Source organism: Micromonospora sp. RB23 (genome assembly GCF_053585025.1).
The window spans coordinates 6744851-6760957 of record NZ_CM132111.1 but is presented as its reverse complement, the minus strand read 5'-3'; the positions used below and the strand labels follow the sequence as shown (position 1 = coordinate 6760957).

The 16107-nt window shown below is 70.3% G+C and carries 14 protein-coding genes; 8 read left to right on the top strand and 6 right to left on the bottom strand.

From position 1 onward, the window contains the following. The first annotated feature begins 195 nt into the window (after positions 1-195). From ACTFTM_RS30905 to ACTFTM_RS30885, 5 genes are all read left to right on the top strand, one after another. On the top strand, positions 196-1869 hold the full coding sequence (locus tag ACTFTM_RS30905) for an ABC transporter substrate-binding protein (protein WP_449563810.1): 1674 nt from the start codon (positions 196-198) through the stop codon (positions 1867-1869). Positions 1870-1966: 97 nt separating this feature from the next. Continuing rightward, positions 1967-2974, top strand: a complete 1008-nt coding sequence (locus ACTFTM_RS30900; protein ID WP_449563809.1) for an ABC transporter permease — start codon at positions 1967-1969, stop codon at positions 2972-2974. Then, positions 2971-3984, top strand: coding sequence for an ABC transporter permease (locus ACTFTM_RS30895; RefSeq protein ID WP_449563808.1), 1014 nt, complete (start codon positions 2971-2973; stop codon positions 3982-3984). Before ACTFTM_RS30900 ends, ACTFTM_RS30895 begins: the two co-directional genes overlap by 4 nt. A 52-nt stretch (positions 3985-4036) precedes the next feature. Next, positions 4037-5023: an ABC transporter ATP-binding protein gene (locus ACTFTM_RS30890; protein ID WP_449563807.1), complete on the top strand. Its 987-nt coding sequence runs from the start codon at positions 4037-4039 to the stop codon at positions 5021-5023. After that, the gene (locus ACTFTM_RS30885) at positions 5020-6120 is read left to right on the top strand and encodes an ABC transporter ATP-binding protein (protein ID WP_449563806.1); all 1101 of its coding nucleotides are present in this window, start codon (positions 5020-5022) and stop codon (positions 6118-6120) included. Before ACTFTM_RS30890 ends, ACTFTM_RS30885 begins: the two co-directional genes overlap by 4 nt. 51 nt (positions 6121-6171) lie before the next feature. Here ACTFTM_RS30885 and ACTFTM_RS30880 read toward each other — a convergent pair whose 3' ends face one another. Next, complete coding sequence (locus ACTFTM_RS30880) at positions 6172-6564, bottom strand: hypothetical protein (RefSeq protein ID WP_449563805.1); 393 nt, start codon at positions 6562-6564, stop codon at positions 6172-6174. Beyond that, positions 6564-7178 carry an HNH endonuclease family protein gene (locus ACTFTM_RS30875; RefSeq protein ID WP_449563804.1) on the bottom strand — a complete coding sequence of 205 codons (615 nt, stop codon included), beginning with the start codon at positions 7176-7178 and terminating at the stop codon, positions 6564-6566. The genes ACTFTM_RS30880 and ACTFTM_RS30875 overlap by 1 nt, the downstream gene beginning before the upstream one ends. Positions 7179-7315: 137 nt before the next feature. Between ACTFTM_RS30875 and ACTFTM_RS30870 the strand changes: the two genes are divergently transcribed. Beyond that, on the top strand, positions 7316-8830 hold the full coding sequence (locus ACTFTM_RS30870; RefSeq protein WP_449563803.1) for an MFS transporter: 1515 nt from the start codon (positions 7316-7318) through the stop codon (positions 8828-8830). An 8-nt stretch (positions 8831-8838) separates the two neighbouring features. On the opposite strand, the gene leuA is transcribed toward ACTFTM_RS30870, so the two are convergent. Together leuA and ACTFTM_RS30860 are read right to left on the bottom strand one after the other, a co-directional pair. Then, a complete protein-coding gene (leuA, locus tag ACTFTM_RS30865) occupies positions 8839-10590 on the bottom strand; it encodes a 2-isopropylmalate synthase (RefSeq protein ID WP_449563802.1) in 1752 nt (583 codons plus the stop codon). A gap of 237 nt (positions 10591-10827) precedes the next feature. Continuing rightward, positions 10828-12099, bottom strand: coding sequence for an MFS transporter (locus tag ACTFTM_RS30860; protein ID WP_449563801.1), 1272 nt, complete (start codon positions 12097-12099; stop codon positions 10828-10830). A 77-nt stretch (positions 12100-12176) separates the two neighbouring features. Here ACTFTM_RS30860 and ACTFTM_RS30855 point away from each other — a divergent pair, with 77 nt between their 5' ends. After that, positions 12177-13163: a MarR family transcriptional regulator gene (locus tag ACTFTM_RS30855; RefSeq protein ID WP_449563800.1), complete on the top strand. Its 987-nt coding sequence runs from the start codon at positions 12177-12179 to the stop codon at positions 13161-13163. 4 nt (positions 13164-13167) lie between these two features. On the opposite strand, the gene ACTFTM_RS30850 is transcribed toward ACTFTM_RS30855, so the two are convergent. Together ACTFTM_RS30850 and ACTFTM_RS30845 are read right to left on the bottom strand one after the other, a co-directional pair. Then, positions 13168-13698 carry a nitroreductase family protein gene (locus ACTFTM_RS30850; protein ID WP_449563799.1) on the bottom strand — a complete coding sequence of 177 codons (531 nt, stop codon included), beginning with the start codon at positions 13696-13698 and terminating at the stop codon, positions 13168-13170. 84 nt (positions 13699-13782) lie between these two features. Continuing rightward, positions 13783-14571 (bottom strand): hypothetical protein, encoded by a 789-nt coding sequence (locus ACTFTM_RS30845; protein WP_449563798.1) that lies wholly within the window; start codon positions 14569-14571, stop codon positions 13783-13785. A gap of 268 nt (positions 14572-14839) precedes the next feature. On the opposite strand from ACTFTM_RS30845, the gene ACTFTM_RS30840 reads away from it, so the two are divergent. Then, the gene (locus ACTFTM_RS30840) at positions 14840-16105 is read left to right on the top strand and encodes an aspartate kinase (RefSeq protein WP_234583260.1); all 1266 of its coding nucleotides are present in this window, start codon (positions 14840-14842) and stop codon (positions 16103-16105) included. Positions 16106-16107 lie beyond the last annotated feature (2 nt).

The window sequence follows — 16107 nt, the reverse complement described above, 5'->3', positions numbered from 1 at the left end:
CGCGCCCCAGAGCAACACGGTTTATGTGTCGCTCGATGTGTTCGTCGTGCCGTCGACTGTCAGACGCCTGCGCAAGGTGTCGGCTTGGTAGCGATTGCCGGGCGGGCGTTTCGCTTCCGGTGTTACATGTCATAGCCTCCCGCACACGGACCGAGCCACAGCTCGGCGTGGTCATGCGCATGACAGAGGTGAGAGATGCAGGCGAGAAGGCTTAAAACGGCCATGGCCATCGCGGCCGTTGCCGCTCTGGCGGTCGGCGCGGCCGGCTGCGCGGAGAGCGAGCGCGACGGCGACAGTGGCGAGGCCAAGACTGGCGGCACCTTCATCTTCGCGGGTGCCGGTGACCCGAAGAACTTCGATCCGATCTTCAACGACGACGGTGAGTCGTTCCGGCCGGTCCGGCAGATGTTCGACACCCTGGTGAGCCACAAGCCGGGCACCGCCGAGCTGACCGGCGGCCTGGCCGAGAGCTGGGAGCACGACCCGACCGGCAAGGTCTGGACCTTCAAGCTGCGGCAGGGCGTGAAGTTCCACGACGGCACCCCCTTCAACGCGGCGGCGGTCTGCTACAACTTCGACCGCTGGTACAACATGCAGGGCGCCGCGGCCCAGGCGAACATGATCTATTACATGGACGTCTTCGGCGGCTTCGCGAAGAACGAGGCTGAGGGCGCCAGCGAGTCGATCTACGACAAGTGCGAGGCCAAGGACGACGGCACCGCCGTCCTCTCGCTCAAGAAGTACAAGGGTGCCTTCCCGGGCGCCTTCGCGCTGACCTCGCTCTCGATCGCGAGCCCCGAGGCGCTGAAGAAGTACGACGCCAACACGGTGAAGCAGAACGGCGACTCGTTCGAGTACAGCCCGTTCGCCAACGAGCACCCGGTCGGCACCGGCCCGTTCACCTTCGGTGGCTGGGACAAGACCAAGGGCGAGATCACCCTCAACCGGAACCCGGACTACTTCGGTGACAAGGCCAAGGTCGACAAGATGATCATCAAGATCATCAAGGACGAGAACACCCGCAAGCAGGAGCTGCGCGCCGGTACCGTCCAGGGCATCGACTTCCCGGCCCCGGCCGACACCAAGGCGCTCAGCGACGAGGGCTTCCAGGTCGTGGCCCGCCCGGCGTTCAACGTCCTCTACCTGGGCCTCAACCAGAAGAACCCGAAGCTCAAGGACCTGCGGGTGCGGCAGGCGATCGCCTACGCGCTCAACCGCCAGCAGCTCGCGCAGACCAAGGGCCCGACCGGCGCCAAGGTCGCCGACGAGTTCATGCCGGACACCGTGCTCGGCTACGCCCCGGACGTGCAGAAGTACGAGTACAACCCGGACAAGGCCAAGCAGCTCCTCAAGGAGGCCGGCGCCGAGGGCCTGACGCTGAACTTCTACTACCCGCCGGACGTCTCCCGGCCGTACATGCCGAACCCGCAGGAGATCTTCACCATCCTCGCCAACGACCTCCAGGCCGTCGGCATCAAGGTCAACGGTGTGCCTCGCCCGTGGAACGGCGGCTTCAAGGACGACGTGCAGACGTTCGGCAAGCAGGACCTGCACATCCTCGGCTGGACGGGTGACTACAACGACCCGGGCAACTTCGTCGGCACGTTCTTCGGCCGGGGCAAGGCCGAGTTCGGCGACCAGGGCATGACCGAGATGTTCGACGCCATCGCCAAGGCCGACGGCACCGTCGACGACGCCGGCAAGAAGGCCGCCTGGGAGCAGGTCAACCGCGACATCGCCGCCAAGTGGCTGCCTGCCGTGCCGATCTGGCACGCGCCGCCGGCGATCGTCGTCACCAAGGACGTCGAGGGCCTGAAGGCCAGCCCGCTGACTGACGAGCGGTTCAACACCGTCAGCGTCAAGAAGTGACGTCAATCGGCTGACGCCGTAGGCGGAATCGGCCCGGGTTGGGGATTTCCCCCGCCCGGGCCGATTCCGCGACTATCGAGAGTCTGGTGTGTGAGAGATGTTGCGAGTCATAGTCCGCCGCCTGCTACAGCTGGTGGTGACGCTGATAGCCCTGTCAGCGCTGATCTTCGTCTGGTTGCGGAACCTGCCCGGTGGCCCGGTCGACGCGCTGCTCGGTGAACGGGCGACCCCCGAGACCCGTGCTCTGCTGACCAAGGCGCTCGGTTACGACCAGCCGATCCTCGTGCAGTACGGCAAGTTCATGCAGCGGATCCTCACCGGTGACCTCGGCAACTCGATCCGTACCGGTGACCCGGTCACCGAGGTCATCGGCCGGGCCTTCCCGGCCACCGTGGAGCTCGCCCTCACGGCGATGCTCATCGCGGTCGGGCTGGGCGTTCCACTGGGTTATCTCGCCGCCCGCTGGCGCGGCCGGCTCCTCGATCACCTGACGGTGGTGGGCACGCTGCTCGGCGTCTCGATTCCGATCTTCTTCCTGGGCTACCTGCTCAAGGACGTCTTCACCCAGAACATCCACTGGTTCCCGCCGTCCGGCCGGGTCAGCATCGGGTTGGACAACACCAACATCACCGGCTTCTTCGTCCTGGACAGCCTGCTCACCCGCGAATTCGACGCCACCGCCGACGCGCTCTGGCACCTGATCCTTCCGGCGTTCACGCTCGCCACGATCCCGCTGGCGGTCATCGTCCGGATGACCCGCGCCAGCGTGCTGGACGTGCTCAACGAGGACTACGTACGCACGGCCGAGGCCAAGGGCCTGCGGCAGCGCACTGTCCGGGGCCGGCACATCCTGCGCAACGCGCTCCTGCCGGTGGTCACGACCATCGGCCTCCAGACCGGCGCGCTCCTGTCCGGCGCGGTCCTCACCGAGAAGGTCTACAACTGGGGTGGCCTCGGCACGCTGATCACCGACTCGATCACCGGCAGCCGGGACTACCCGATCCTCCAGGCGCTGATCCTGCTGTCCGCACTGGTCTTCGTGGTGGTCAATCTGCTGGTGGACCTCTCCTACGCCTTCATCGACCCGAGGGTGCGTGTGCGATGACCGAACCAACCACGCAGGCCGGCACCCCGGCTCCCCGTAGCGGCAAGGAGCAGGCGTCCGGCGCGGGCCGTAACCGCCTCAGTGACCGCAAGAAGGCCCGCCTGGACGAACTGGCCCAGGCAAGCGCCGCCCCCGGCGGCGTGAGTCTCCTCCGCGACGCGTTCCGTCGGCTGCGCCGCAACCCGGCGGCCATCGTGGGCGCCACCATCATCGCGCTCTTCGTGTTGGTGGCGATCTTCGCGCCGTTGATCGCCCCGCACGACCCGGTGCAGCGCTTCGACGAGCTGAAAGACCAGCTCACGCCGAACAACATCCCCGGTCACATGGACGGCTTCCCCCTCGGTTCGGACGAACTGGGCCGGGACCTGATGTCCCGCCTGGTCTACGGCAGCCGGCAGACCCTCTTCGTCGGCGTCCTCGCCACCCTCATCGGGCTCGCCATCGGCGTGCTGTTGGGCGCGATCGCCGGTGCCGTCGGCGGTTGGGTGGACAACATCCTCATGCGGATCACCGACGTGATGCTGGCCCTGCCCGCTCTGCTGCTGGCGATCACCCTGGTCGCGCTGGCCAGCAAGTCGAGCCAATGGACGGTCATCATGGCGGTGGCCATCGTCAACGTGCCGATCTTCGCCCGGCTGCTGCGGGGCTCGATGCTCGCACAGCGGGAGAGCGACCACGTGCTGGCCGCGCGAGCGCTGGGCGTCAAGCAGCGCAGCATCGTGCTGCGGCACATGCTGCCCAACGCCATGACCGCGGTGATCGTGCAGGCGACGCTGACGCTCTCCGTCGCAATCATCGAGGCCGCCTCGCTGTCGTTCCTCGGCCTCGGCGACCCCGATCGGGACCGGGCCGAGTGGGGCGCGATGCTCGGCGACGCCGGCGTGCGCTACTTCGAGGTACGCCCCGAACTGGCCTACTACCCGGCGTTGGCGATCATCGTGGTGGCGCTCGGCTTCACCCTGTTCGGTGAGGCGATGCGCGAGGCCATCGACCCGAAGAACCGGCGGTGACCGCCGTGCGCGCATCGCGAGCGATGAACCACAGCAGTGAGGAAGTGACTCGATGAGTCTGCTCGACGTACGTGACCTGAGCGTCGTGTTCCAGCGGCGTGGCGAGCGCCCCTTCAACGCCGTCGACAAGGTCAGCTTCACGGTGGAGCCGGGGCAGACCGTCGGCCTGGTCGGCGAGTCCGGCTGCGGCAAGAGCGTGACCAGCCTCGCCATCATGGGTCTGCTGCCCAAGCGCGGCAACAGGGTCAGTGGAGAGGTGCTGTTCGACGGCGCCGACCTGCTGAAGCTGCGACCGGGCGACATGCGTGATCGGCGCGGCCGGGACATCGGCATGATCTTCCAGGACCCGCTGTCGTCGCTGAATCCGGTCATCCCGATCGGTGTGCAGGTCGCCGAGGTGCTGGAACGCCATCAGGGCCGGGACCGCAAGCAGGCGCTGCGGGAGGCACGGGACCTGCTCGACGCGGTCGGCATCCCCGACCCGCAGCGGCGGCTCAGCGAGTACCCGCACCAGATCTCCGGCGGGATGCGCCAGCGCGCCCTGATCGCCATCGCGTTGGCCTGCAAACCCCGGCTGCTGATCGCCGACGAGCCCACCACCGCGCTCGACGTGACCATCCAGGCGCAGATCCTCACGCTGCTCAAGCAGTTGGTGGACGAGAGCGGCACTGCCTTGATCATGATCACGCACGACCTGGGTGTGGTGGCCGGGCTCTGCGACACGGTCAACGTGCTCTACGGCGGCAAGGTGATCGAGCGGGCGCGGCGGCACGAGCTGTTCGCCCACGCCCGGCACCCGTACACCCACGGGCTGCTCAACTCGGTGCCGCGGCTGGACTCCCCGCGCGGTGAGCGGCTGCACGCGATCCGCGGGTCGGTGGCCGACAACATCCCGTGGACCGAGGGGTGCGCGTTCGCCCCGCGCTGCGACAACGTCGTGGACGCCTGCCTGGAGGGGCCTCCGCCGCTCGAACCCACCGCCACCGGCGGCGACCTGCGCTGCAACAACCCCGTCTCCGAGGAGGTGGCGGCCCGATGACCGAAGAGACCACCCCGCTGATCGAGCTGCGCGACGTCAAGGTCCACTTTCCGATCAAGAGCGGCCTGCTCTTCGACCGGACCGTCGGCTACGTCTACGCGGTGGACGGCGTGTCACTGAGCATCCGCAAGGGCGAGACGTACGGCCTGGTCGGCGAGTCGGGCTGCGGCAAGTCGACGCTGGGCCGCGGCCTGCTGCGGCTCGTCGAGCCCACCGACGGCGAGATCGTGTTCGACGGCACCGACGTGCGCGCGCTCAAGGGCGAGGCGATGCGGCAGGCACGCCGCCGCATGCAGATGATCTTCCAGGATCCGCTCTCCAGCCTCGACCCCCGACAGTCGGTGGAGTCGCTGCTGGTGGAGGGTCTGAAGGCCCACGGGTTGGCCGGCGACAAGGCCGAGACCAGTCGGCGACTGCGCGAGACGCTGGAGGCGGTCGGTCTGCCCGCGTCCGCCCTCAGCAAGTACCCGCACGAGTTCTCCGGCGGTCAGCGTCAGCGCATCGGCATCGCCCGGGCGCTGGTGCTCAACCCGGACCTGATCGTCGCCGACGAGCCGGTCTCCGCGCTCGACGTGTCGATCCAGGCCCAGGTGCTCAACCTGCTCGAGGATCTCCAGAACGAGCGTGGCCTGACGTACCTGATCATCGCGCACGACCTGGCGGTGGTCCGGCACATCGCCGACACGGTGGGCGTGATGTACCTCGGCGGTCTGGTCGAGGAGGCGTCCAGCGACGACCTGTACCGCGAGCCGATGCACCCGTACACCCGGGCGCTGATGTCCGCGGTGCCGGTGCCCGACCCGGTCGTCGAGGACCGCCGCGAGCGCATCCTGCTCGCCGGTGACCTGCCGTCGCCCAGCAACCCGCCGTCGGGCTGCCGGTTCCACACCCGGTGCCCCTGGGCCCAGCCGACCCGCTGTGCGAGCGAGCGGCCGGAGCTGCGGGACGTCGTCGGCGGCCACCGGGTGGCCTGCCACTTCGCCGAGGACATCGCCGCCGGTCGGATCCGGCCGCACGAGGTCGAGGTGGAACTGGTCCGCCCGACCGACGGCACCGGCCCGGTCGACCCGCCGGGCGAGCTGATCCCCACCCCGTGACGCTGCCAGGGGCCGTCCGCCACGGGCGGCCCCTGACCGCCGTACGAGCTGTCAGCCCTCCGGGCGGTTCAGCAGTCCGACGGCGACGCTGTGCACCGCGTCCAGCCCCGCCGGGTCGGCCAGCGCGGCCGATCCACCGGTCACCGCGTACCACTCGTCCGCGTCCTTGTACTGCACCCGCAGGGTGACCTTGCCGTCCGCGTACTCGGTGCGCAGGGTCAGCTCGCCGGTGACCACGCCGACCTCGTCGGTCATCACCCCACCGGGGCCGGGCACGATGTCGGCGGTACGGCTCTGCGGGGCACTGGCACCGGTCGAGTCGGCGACCATGCCGGCGCCCGGCACGGCGGCCGGCGTGTCGCCGGTGCCGTCGGCGGTCATCCCGGCGGCGGACGGGGCAGGGTCCGCCGCCGTCTTGGCGTCTGTGGCCGGTTCCTCGCTCATCAACAGCCCTCCAGCATGTCGGTCAGGGCCGCCTTCTCGGCAGCGGTCACCGTCAGCTTCCAGTAGTGCTTCACCGTCACCCAGTCCTTGGCGTACTGGCACCAGTACGACCGGTTCGCCGGCTTCCACTGGGACGGATCCTGGTCACCCTTTGCCCGATTGGAGGACGCGGAAACCGCGATGAGCTGCGGACGTGTCGTGTCGTTGGCGAAGTCACCCCGCTTGGCGTTGTCCCACTCGTCGGCACCGGAGCGCCACGCGTTGGCCAGCGGCACCGTGTGGTCGATGTCCACGTCGGAGGGATCGGTGGCGCTGCGGCCGTCGTACACGCTCTCCCAGCGACCACCGACCACGTTGCAGCCGGAGAGCTTCACGTCCTTACCGTCGCGTTGCAGGATCGTGTCCCGCACGTCGCAGTTCTTGCCGGTGTCCCGCCAGTGCGGGAAGCGCTCCCGGCTGTAGCCCTTCATCGAGCCAGCGGTGGCGACTGTCAACTGGCCCAACTGCTCGACGGCGTTACCGCCGCCGCCACCCGGCGCGGGCGTGGTATCCGCCTCCTCGGGCGGGACGCAACCGGCCATGACGAGCGCCAGCGCCGCGACGAGCGCGGCCATCGACGCACGCGATCCTGATCTGGTACGCACAGACGACACCTCTCCAGCTTGCGGGCTCCCGGCGCTTGCGCACAGTACCCGGGCACGGTTTCGGCGTTTCGCGGCGTCTCCCACAATGTGCAAGGAAGATTGGTGGGATGACCGCCTCACCGCCGCCCGCCCTGCGGATGGGCACCGCCGCCGGCCGGGGAACCCTGCTCGCCGCGGTGCTCGCCTCCGGCATGGTCTTCCTGGACACCACGGTCGTCAACGTGGCGCTGCCGAAACTCGGTCAGGACCTCGGGGCCAACGTCGCCGATCTGCAGTGGACCATCAACGGGTACCTGCTGACGCTGGCGGCGTTCGTCCTGCTCGGCGGGTCGCTCGGGGACCGCTTCGGCCGGCGGCGCGTGTTCCTCATCGGGGTGCTCTGGTTCACCGTCGCGTCGGTGCTGTGCGGGTTGGCCCAGGGCACCGGCACCCTGATCGCGGCCCGCATCGTGCAGGGCGCGGGTGGAGCGCTGCTCACGCCCGGTTCGCTCTCGGTGCTCCAGGCCAGCTTCCACCCCGACGACCGGGGCCGGGCGATCGGCGCGTGGGCCGGACTGTCCGGAGTGTCCACCGCGTTGGGGCCGTTCATCGGCGGCTGGCTGATCGACGCGCTCTCGTGGCGGTGGATCTTCTTCCTCAACCTGCCGATCGCCGTACTTGTCGTGCTGGCCGCGCTGCGCTGGGTGCCGGAGAGCCGCGACGAGAACGCCTCCCGCACCCACGGTCCGGGCCGTACGCGCCGCCGTTTCGACGTGGCCGGGGCGGTGCTCGGCGCACTGGCGCTCGCCGGCGTCACGTACGCCCTGATCGACGCGCCCGCGCGGGGCTTCGCCTCGGCGCCGGTGCTGGTCGCCGCACTGGTCGGCGTGGTGGCCACGGTGACCTTCGTGCTGCTGGAGCGGCGGCGCGGGGACACCGCGATGCTGCCCACCGGGCTGTTCAGCAGCCGGCTCTTCTCCGTCCTGAACCTCTTCACCGTGGTGGTCTACGCGGCGCTGGGCGGGTTCACCTTCTTCTTCGCCGTCTACCTGCAGAACGTCGTCGAGTGGTCGGCCTTCCGGACCGGGATCGCGCTGCTACCGATGACTGTGCTGCTGCTCGTCGGCTCGGCCCGGGCCGGAGCGATGTCAGCCCGGATCGGTCCCCGGCTGCCGCTGACCGTCGGGCCGGTGATCGCCGCCGTCGGCCTGCTGCTGCTGCGCGGCGTCGGCCCCGGCGCGTCCTACTGGACCGACGTGCTGCCCGGGGTGCTGCTCTTCGGCCTCGGACTGACCCTCGTGGTGGCGCCGCTGACCGCGTCGGTGCTCGCGGCGGTGCAGGACCGGTTCTCCGGGGTCGCCAGTGGCTTCAACAATGCCGCGTCCCGGGCCGGGGGCCTGCTCGCCGTGGCCGCGCTGCCGCTCCTGGTGGGACTGTCCGGCGGCGGCTACGAACAGAAGGCCGAGCTGACCGACGCGTTCCGGGGCGCCCTGGCCTGGTGCGCGGGGCTGCTGCTGGTCGGCGCGGTAGTGGCCCTCGTGCTGGTGCACCGGCCACCCCGCGCGGCGCCGCCGTCGCAGCCCTGCCACTCGATGCCCGCGGCCACGCCCCCGAAGAAGGAGAACCGTCCTTCGGGGGCGTGACCTCTGCGTCAGCTGCGGGCGCGGTTGACGGCGCTGGTGACCGCCTTGATCGAGGCCGTCACGATGTTGGCGTCGGTGCCGACACCCCAGACCGTCCGACCGTCCACCTCGCACTCCACGTACGCGGCGGCCTGTGCGTCACCGCCGGAGGACAGCGCGTGCTCGTGGTAGTCGAGCACCCGGACGCCCACGCCGACCGCCTGGAGCGCGTTGACGTACGCGTCGATGGGACCGTTGCCGACCGCGGTGAGCGAGCGCTGCTCGCCGCCGACGCCGACGTGGGCCTCGATCTCGACCTTGCCGTCGGTGGTGCCGATCGTGTAGCCGGCGAACCGGACCGCCGGGTCCGGCTGGTGGTCCAGCAGGTAGTGCGTCGCGAAGATCTCCCACATGGCGGCCGGGTCGACCTCGCCGCCGTCGTGGTCGGTGACCTGCTGCACGACGCCGGAGAACTCGATCTGGAGCCGGCGCGGCAGGTCGAGCTGGTGCTCGCTCTTCATGATGTACGCGACGCCGCCCTTGCCGGACTGCGAGTTGACCCGGATGACCGCCTCGTAGGTGCGGCCCAGGTCCTTCGGGTCGATCGGCAGGTACGGCACCGCCCAGGTGTGCTCGTCGACAGGTACGCCGGCGGCCTTCGCGTCGGCGGCCAGAGCGTCGAAGCCCTTCTTGATGGCGTCCTGGTGGGAGCCGGAGAAGGCGGTGTAGACCAGGTCGCCCGCGTACGGGTGGCGCTCGTGCACCGGCAGCTGGTTGCAGTACTCGACGGCCCGGCGGATCTCGTCGATGTTCGAGAAATCGATCATCGGGTCGATGCCCTGGGAGAACAGGTTGAGCCCCAGCGTCACCAGGTCGACGTTGCCGGTGCGCTCACCGTTGCCGAACAGGCAGCCCTCGATGCGGTCCGCGCCCGCCAGCAGTCCCAGCTCGGCGGCGGCCACGCCGGTGCCCCGGTCGTTGTGCGGGTGCAGGCTCAGCACCACGCTGTCGCGGCGCGGCAGGCGCCGGTGCATCCACTCGATCGAGTCGGCGTACACGTTCGGAGTGGCCATCTCGACGGTGGCCGGCAGGTTGATGATCAGCGGCCGGTCGGGCGTCGGGTCGATCACCTCGATGACCTGGCTGCACACGTCCAGCGCGTACTCCAGTTCGGTGCCCGTGTAGGACTCCGGCGAGTACTCGTAGAAGATCTCGGTGTCCGGGGTGTGGATCTCCGCGTACTTCTGGCAGAGCCGCGCGGCGGAGGTGGCGATGTCGGCGATGCCGTCCTTGTCCAGGCCGAAGACCACCCGACGCTGGAGCGTCGAGGTCGAGTTGTAGAAGTGCACGATCGCGCGCTTCGCGCCGCGCAGCGACTCGAACGTCCGGTCGATCAGGTGCTCCCGGCACTGCGTGAGCACCTGGATGGTGACGTCGTCCGGGATCATGTCCTGCTCGATGATCTGCCGGACGAAGTCGAAGTCGGTCTGGCTGGCCGACGGGAAGCCGACCTCGATCTCCTTGTAGCCCATCTGCACCAGCAGCTGGAACATCCGGCGCTTGCGTTCGGGCGACATCGGGTCGATCAGCGCCTGGTTGCCGTCGCGCAGGTCGACCGCGCACCAGCGCGGCGCGGCGTCGACGGTACGGGTGGGCCAGGTACGGTCCGGCAGTTCCACCCGGAACTGCTCCCCGTAGGGCTGGTAGCGGTGGTACGGCATCCGGCTGGGGCGTTGCCGGGCGATCGGATCGGATTCGGCGTCGGTGACAGGTTGAGCCATCTCGGAGTGCTCCCTGGAACATGTGGCGTCAGCAGATCGGAAGGTGTCGGCGGATTACCGGGCGACGATGCGCGGCGGTGCCGAGGGGAAGCTCAGATGTGCTGGACGGCGCGATGCGACTCCGCGACGAGGTGCCGGCCGGTCAGGCCTCGTCGCGGCGGCTAAGGAGGAGAAGCGCTCGCCACATGACCAGGTCACCCTACGTGATGGGACGAAGGGTGCAAAGGCTGGTCCGGACTATGGGATCGATGTCATGGTCGCCTCCGGGGACTGGGAACCCAGCCTCGGCGTCCGTTCGGTCCAGGCCACGGCGGGCACGATCGCCGCTGCGACCAGCACGAAGATCGCTGCCGTCGGTAACCAACCCCAGCCGCCGGTGCTGACGGCGAGCGCGGTCAAGCCGGCCGGGGCGATCAGGTACTGCACCTGTCTGCCGAGTTCGAACGCCCCCACGTACGCGCCGCGCTGGGCGGCCGGCGGCAGGGTGGCGACGAGCCCCCAGGTGCCCGCCGAGTCGATCAACTCGGCGAGGATCAGCAGTAACGCGCCGACCACCAGCACCACGACGGTGAGCGCGCCCCGGGTGGCCCCGGAGATCGGCAGGACCAGGCAGGACAGGGCGATCAGCAGGCCACCCCGGCGGGAGGCCCGCGCCGCGCCCGAGGCCGTGTCGGTGTCCCGGCTGACGCGTACCTGGAGCAGCACGATCAGGACCGTGTTGAGCAGCACCAGGGCGGCGATCAGCGTCTTCGGGGCGTCGGTGTGGGTGAGGATCCACAGCGGCAGCACCGTCAGGTAGAGCGGCTGGTGCGCGGTGAGCAACCCGGAGAGCAGGGACACCACCATGAACGGCCGGTCCCGCAGCACGGCGAGCCGGCTCATCGGCTCCTCGGGTCGGGCGACCTGCGGCAGCCGGGGCAGTCGCCGGACGAACAGGGCCGTGACCAGGAAGACCGCCGAGATGAACCAGACCATCGTCCGGTACGCCTCGATCGTGTCCACGGCGAGCACGACTCCGCTGATGACCGCGCCCAGACCGAAGCCGACGTTCAACGACGACCGCTGGTACGCCATCGCCGTGACCCGTTCGGCGGGCGGGAGCGCGTTGATCGAGTAGACCTGACGGGCCACGCCCGTCGACGCGTCCACCGCCGCCAGCGCCACCACCACGGCGAGGAAACTCGCGAAGCCGCCCACGAACGGGTACGACGCGAAGAGCGCCGCGTCCAGCACCAGCCCGACGACCCAGACCCGCTGCGGCCCGTACCGGTCGGTCAGCCCGCCCAGCGGCACCGTGCCCAGCAGCGACACCCCCGCCGCGATGGACAGGCCCAGGCCGACCTGGGCGGCGCTGAGCCCCAGCGCCCGGGTGAAGAAGACGGCGCTGCCGGCGTGGAACAGTCCGCTGCCGACGGCGTAGACCATGGCCTGCACGGCCAGCGCGCGGGTCAACCCGGCCGGCGGTACGACATTCGCCACGGCGGTACGGATGGTGTCTCTGGTCCCCATGGCGGGAAGTGAACCGTTCCCCCACGAGATCGGGCGAGCCTTTTAGGCTGGGCCGAATCCTGCTCCCGGGGGTGTGTGTGTCCGAGTTGCGGTTCAGCCTGGCCGACGTGGCGGGCGTGCGGCTCGCCGTGTCGCCGGCCAACGAGACGGTCATGAGCATGTGGGCGCTGGCCAGCCCCGTCTACCACGCGGTGCACCTGCCCTGGATCGACCGCGCCCGGGTGACGATGCGTCGGCCCGAGGTGGCCGCCCGGGTCCGACCGCTGGTGGAGCTGGCCCGGCCGCGTTGCTGGCTGCCCGACTTCCTCACCCCGGCGGCCAGACCGAACGTGGAGATGGCCGAGCAGCTTGCCCAGATCGCCGCGACACCGCCGTCCGTGGTCGTCCAGGACTTGCTGGCGACCACCCCGCGCCGGCCGCTGAGCCCGTTCGGGCAGGCGCTGCTAGCCGACCCCCGTGGGCTGCTGCCGCAGCTCGTCGACGCGGTGCGGGTCTGGTACGACGAGGCGATCGCCCCGGACTGGCCGAGGATGCGGGCGCTGCTCGACGCCGACGTGGCCTACCGCGCCGCCCAGCTTGCCGAGAACGGCGCCGGTCGGTTCTTCGAGCAGCTTCACCCAAGCCTGTGCTGGCTCGGCGACCGGGTGGTCAGCGACGACCCGTTCGAGCGGGACTTCGACCTGCGGGACCGTGGGTTGGCGCTGAACCCGACGGTATTCTCCGAGCGGCGCGTGCTGTGGAACCTGCTGGAGGACTCGCTACCGGCGGCCGCGTACCCGGTGCGGGCGGTCGGGACGCTCTGGGAGACGGCCGCGTCGCCACCCGGCGACCCGTTGGCCCGGGTGGTCGGCTCCGGCCGGGCCGCGCTGCTGTACCTGCTCGACACGGCGTCCACCACCACCGATCTGGCCCGACGCACCGGGATGTCCGCCGGGAACGTCTCCGCGCACCTGACCGCGCTGCACGCCGCCGGCCTGGTCGACCGCGCTCGACAGGGCCGCCACGTCCTCTACCGCAACACCGAGGCGGCGGCGGTGCTGCTGCGGGCCAGCCGGGGCGGCTGAGTTCTCAGGCGAGCAACAATTCGGCGACCGGGCGGCGGTGCCGCAGGCCGGTCTCGCTGGCGCGCAACTCGGCCGGCAGGGCGAACGGGTCGCCGAGTCGCCCGACCGCGGCGACCACCAGCGGTCGGATGCCGCCGGGCAGGTCGAGTTCGGTGGCGAGGCCGGCCCGGTCGAACCGGGTTAGTTGACGCACGTGCAGCCCGAGGGCGGTGGCCTGGAGGGTCAGGTGGGCGATCGCCTGACCGAGGTCGCACGCGGCCCGCTCGGCATCACCGCCGGTGTGCGCGCCCACGACCAGGGTCGCGGCGTGCCGGGCCCAGCACTGGTCGCCGTCCGGGAGGTTGATCAGGATGCGCTTGAAGTTCTCGTCGTCCCGGTGCCCGAGGGCGAACCGCCAGGGCTGCCCGTTGTCCGTCGACGGCGCCCACCGCGCGGCCTCCAGCAGCGAATCCGCCTCCTGTGGCGTCAGGCCGGCGGTCGGATCGAAGGCCCTGGGGCTCCAGCGGAAGGCGAGGAGTGGAGTCAGGTCAGCCATGTCGGCAATCGTCCCGTATGGGCGGTTAGCGGCTGAAAGCGGGCTGCGGAGATGTGGGCAAGAGCACCCGTAACGGTACGAAGATCAGGACGTTCCCGCGCTCGGGCTGAGCGACGGGTCGGGAGTCGGCGGAGCGGCCGTGTCCAGCGGTTCCGCGTCCACCACCGGCCCGGCCAACTGCACCGCGGCGGGCGCCGCGCCCGGTGGGGCGGCCAGCCGTAGCGTCCCGGCGTCGGTCCGGGCACCGGTCGGCGTGCCGTCCGGGTCGTAGCAGTAGATGCCGACGTCCACCGGCGCGTTGAGCGAGGCCGAGGTGGACTCGACCGAGTAGCAGGTGCCCGTGAGGCCCTTGGGTGTGGTCGCGACAGCCACCGCGAGCGGCGCGCGCCGGTCCGTCAGTACGTCCAACCAGTCGGTCAGCGGATGCTGGATCCGGGGGTCCAGCCGGCGCGGGATGGCGTCGTCGCGGTCGCCGAGGCGTACGCAGCGCGCCGGCTCCGGGTGACCCGTCGAGGGCAGGGCGCACTGGAACAGCCCGTCGGAGGTGGCGGCCAGCGAGACGTCGGCGGTGCCGCCGAGCGCCCCACCCGGCACGTCGACCCGCCAACTGCCGTCGTTCGCGCTGGTGAACACGATGGTGCGGTCGGGCTGGCCACTCCGGCTGAACACGTACTGCGCCACCAGGTGGCGATCCTGCGCGGCGGCGGCCAGGGCGGCCAACTCGTCACGGGTGCCATCCACCTCGAGCGGCCCGGGATCGGCTGGCGGCGGCGGGGGCGGGGGCGGGGCGCTGTCGCAGGCGGTCAGGGCCATCGGCAGGGCGAGCACGATCGGTCCGAGCACACGACCGGCAGAGCGGGGAAGGACGGGCACCGGCCCATTCTGGTAGGTGCGGGGCACCTGCGGGCAACGGCGCACATCCGTCGCCTCCCGGCGTGTCGGGGCGGCTTGTCCGCGTACCCCTGGCCCCTCGCGGACCTGGCCAACCGCGTCGGCCGGACGGCCGCGCGGGCCGGATGGTGGGATCACTTGTCCCACCGCCGTGACCCGCCGGATACCCTCAAGGGGTTTGACACGCGCCGCCGGCCCCGGTTCCGGCGGCGTCGGCACGCTCAGGGTCGCTGGGAGGGAGTGCACCGTCGTGGCACTCGTGGTGCAGAAGTACGGCGGGTCCTCCGTCGCCAACGCCGAGCGCATCAAGCGGGTGGCGGAGCGCATCGTCGCCGCCCGCAAGGCCGGCGACGACGTGGTGGTGGTGGTCTCCGCGATGGGCGACACCACCGACGAACTGCTCGACCTGGCCAACCAGGTCAGCCCGCTGCCGCCGGGCCGCGAGCTGGACATGCTGCTCACCGCCGGGGAGCGGATCTCCATGGCCCTGCTGGCCATGGCCATCCACAACCTGGGGTACGAGGCCCGCTCGTTCACCGGCTCGCAGGCCGGCGTGATCACCACCTCGGTGCACGGCCGTGCTCGGATCATCGACGTCACCCCCGGGCGGCTCAAGGGCGCGCTCGACGAGGGATCGGTGGTCATCGTCGCCGGTTTCCAGGGCGTCTCGCAGGACACCAAGGACGTCACCACGCTCGGGCGTGGCGGGTCGGACACCACCGCCGTGGCGCTCGCCGCCGCCCTGCACGCGGACGTCTGCGAGATCTACACCGACGTGGACGGCATCTTCACCGCCGATCCGCGGATCGTGCCCAACGCCCGGCACATCAGAGACATCACCTACGAGGAGATGCTGGAGCTGGCCGCGTGCGGCGCGAAGGTGCTGCACCTGCGTAGCGTGGAATACGCCCGCCGGGCGGGGTTGCCGATCCACGTCCGTTCGTCATACTCGACCAACACCGGCACGATGGTCACCGGATCGATGGAGGACCTTTCCGTGGAGCAGGCACTGATCACCGGGGTCGCGCACGACCGCAGCGAGGCCAAGATCACGATTGTCGGCGTGCCCGACGAGCCGGGTGCCGCCGCGCGGATCTTCGACACCGTCGCCGGTGCCGAGATCAACATCGACATGATCGTGCAGAACGTCTCCACCGAGGGGACCGGCCGCACGGACATCTCGTTCACCCTGCCCAAGGCCGACGGCCCGACCGCGATGGCCGCGCTCAGCAAGATCCAGGAGCCGGTCAAGTTCAAGGGCCTGCTCTACGACGACCACGTCGGCAAGGTGTCGCTGATCGGCGCCGGCATGCGCTCGCACCCCGGGGTGGCCGCCGGATTCTTCGCCGCGCTTGGCGCCGCCGGGGTCAACATCGAGATGATCTCCACCTCCGAGATCCGGGTCTCCGTGGTCTGCCGCGACACCGACCTCGACGCCGCCGTGCGCGCCATCCACGACCAGTTCGAGCTGGGTGGCGACACCGAAGCCGTGGTCTACGCCGGGACGGGAAGGTAGCG

What these genes read in the sequence shown, in the direction of transcription:
- ACTFTM_RS30905 (WP_449563810.1), top strand. Translation starts at nt 196, where the DNA reads ATGCAGGCGAGAAGGCTTAAAACGGCCATGGCCATCGCGGCCGTTGCC.
- ACTFTM_RS30900 (WP_449563809.1), top strand. Translation starts at nt 1,967, where the DNA reads ATGTTGCGAGTCATAGTCCGCCGCCTGCTACAGCTGGTGGTGACGCTG.
- ACTFTM_RS30895 (WP_449563808.1), top strand. Translation starts at nt 2,971, where the DNA reads ATGACCGAACCAACCACGCAGGCCGGCACCCCGGCTCCCCGTAGCGGC.
- ACTFTM_RS30890 (WP_449563807.1), top strand. Translation starts at nt 4,037, where the DNA reads ATGAGTCTGCTCGACGTACGTGACCTGAGCGTCGTGTTCCAGCGGCGT.
- ACTFTM_RS30885 (WP_449563806.1), top strand. Translation starts at nt 5,020, where the DNA reads ATGACCGAAGAGACCACCCCGCTGATCGAGCTGCGCGACGTCAAGGTC.
- ACTFTM_RS30880 (WP_449563805.1), bottom strand. Translation starts at nt 6,564, where the DNA reads ATGAGCGAGGAACCGGCCACAGACGCCAAGACGGCGGCGGACCCTGCC.
- ACTFTM_RS30875 (WP_449563804.1), bottom strand. Translation starts at nt 7,178, where the DNA reads ATGGCCGCGCTCGTCGCGGCGCTGGCGCTCGTCATGGCCGGTTGCGTC.
- ACTFTM_RS30870 (WP_449563803.1), top strand. Translation starts at nt 7,316, where the DNA reads ATGACCGCCTCACCGCCGCCCGCCCTGCGGATGGGCACCGCCGCCGGC.
- leuA (WP_449563802.1), bottom strand. Translation starts at nt 10,590, where the DNA reads ATGGCTCAACCTGTCACCGACGCCGAATCCGATCCGATCGCCCGGCAA.
- ACTFTM_RS30860 (WP_449563801.1), bottom strand. Translation starts at nt 12,099, where the DNA reads ATGGGGACCAGAGACACCATCCGTACCGCCGTGGCGAATGTCGTACCG.
- ACTFTM_RS30850 (WP_449563799.1), bottom strand. Translation starts at nt 13,698, where the DNA reads ATGGCTGACCTGACTCCACTCCTCGCCTTCCGCTGGAGCCCCAGGGCC.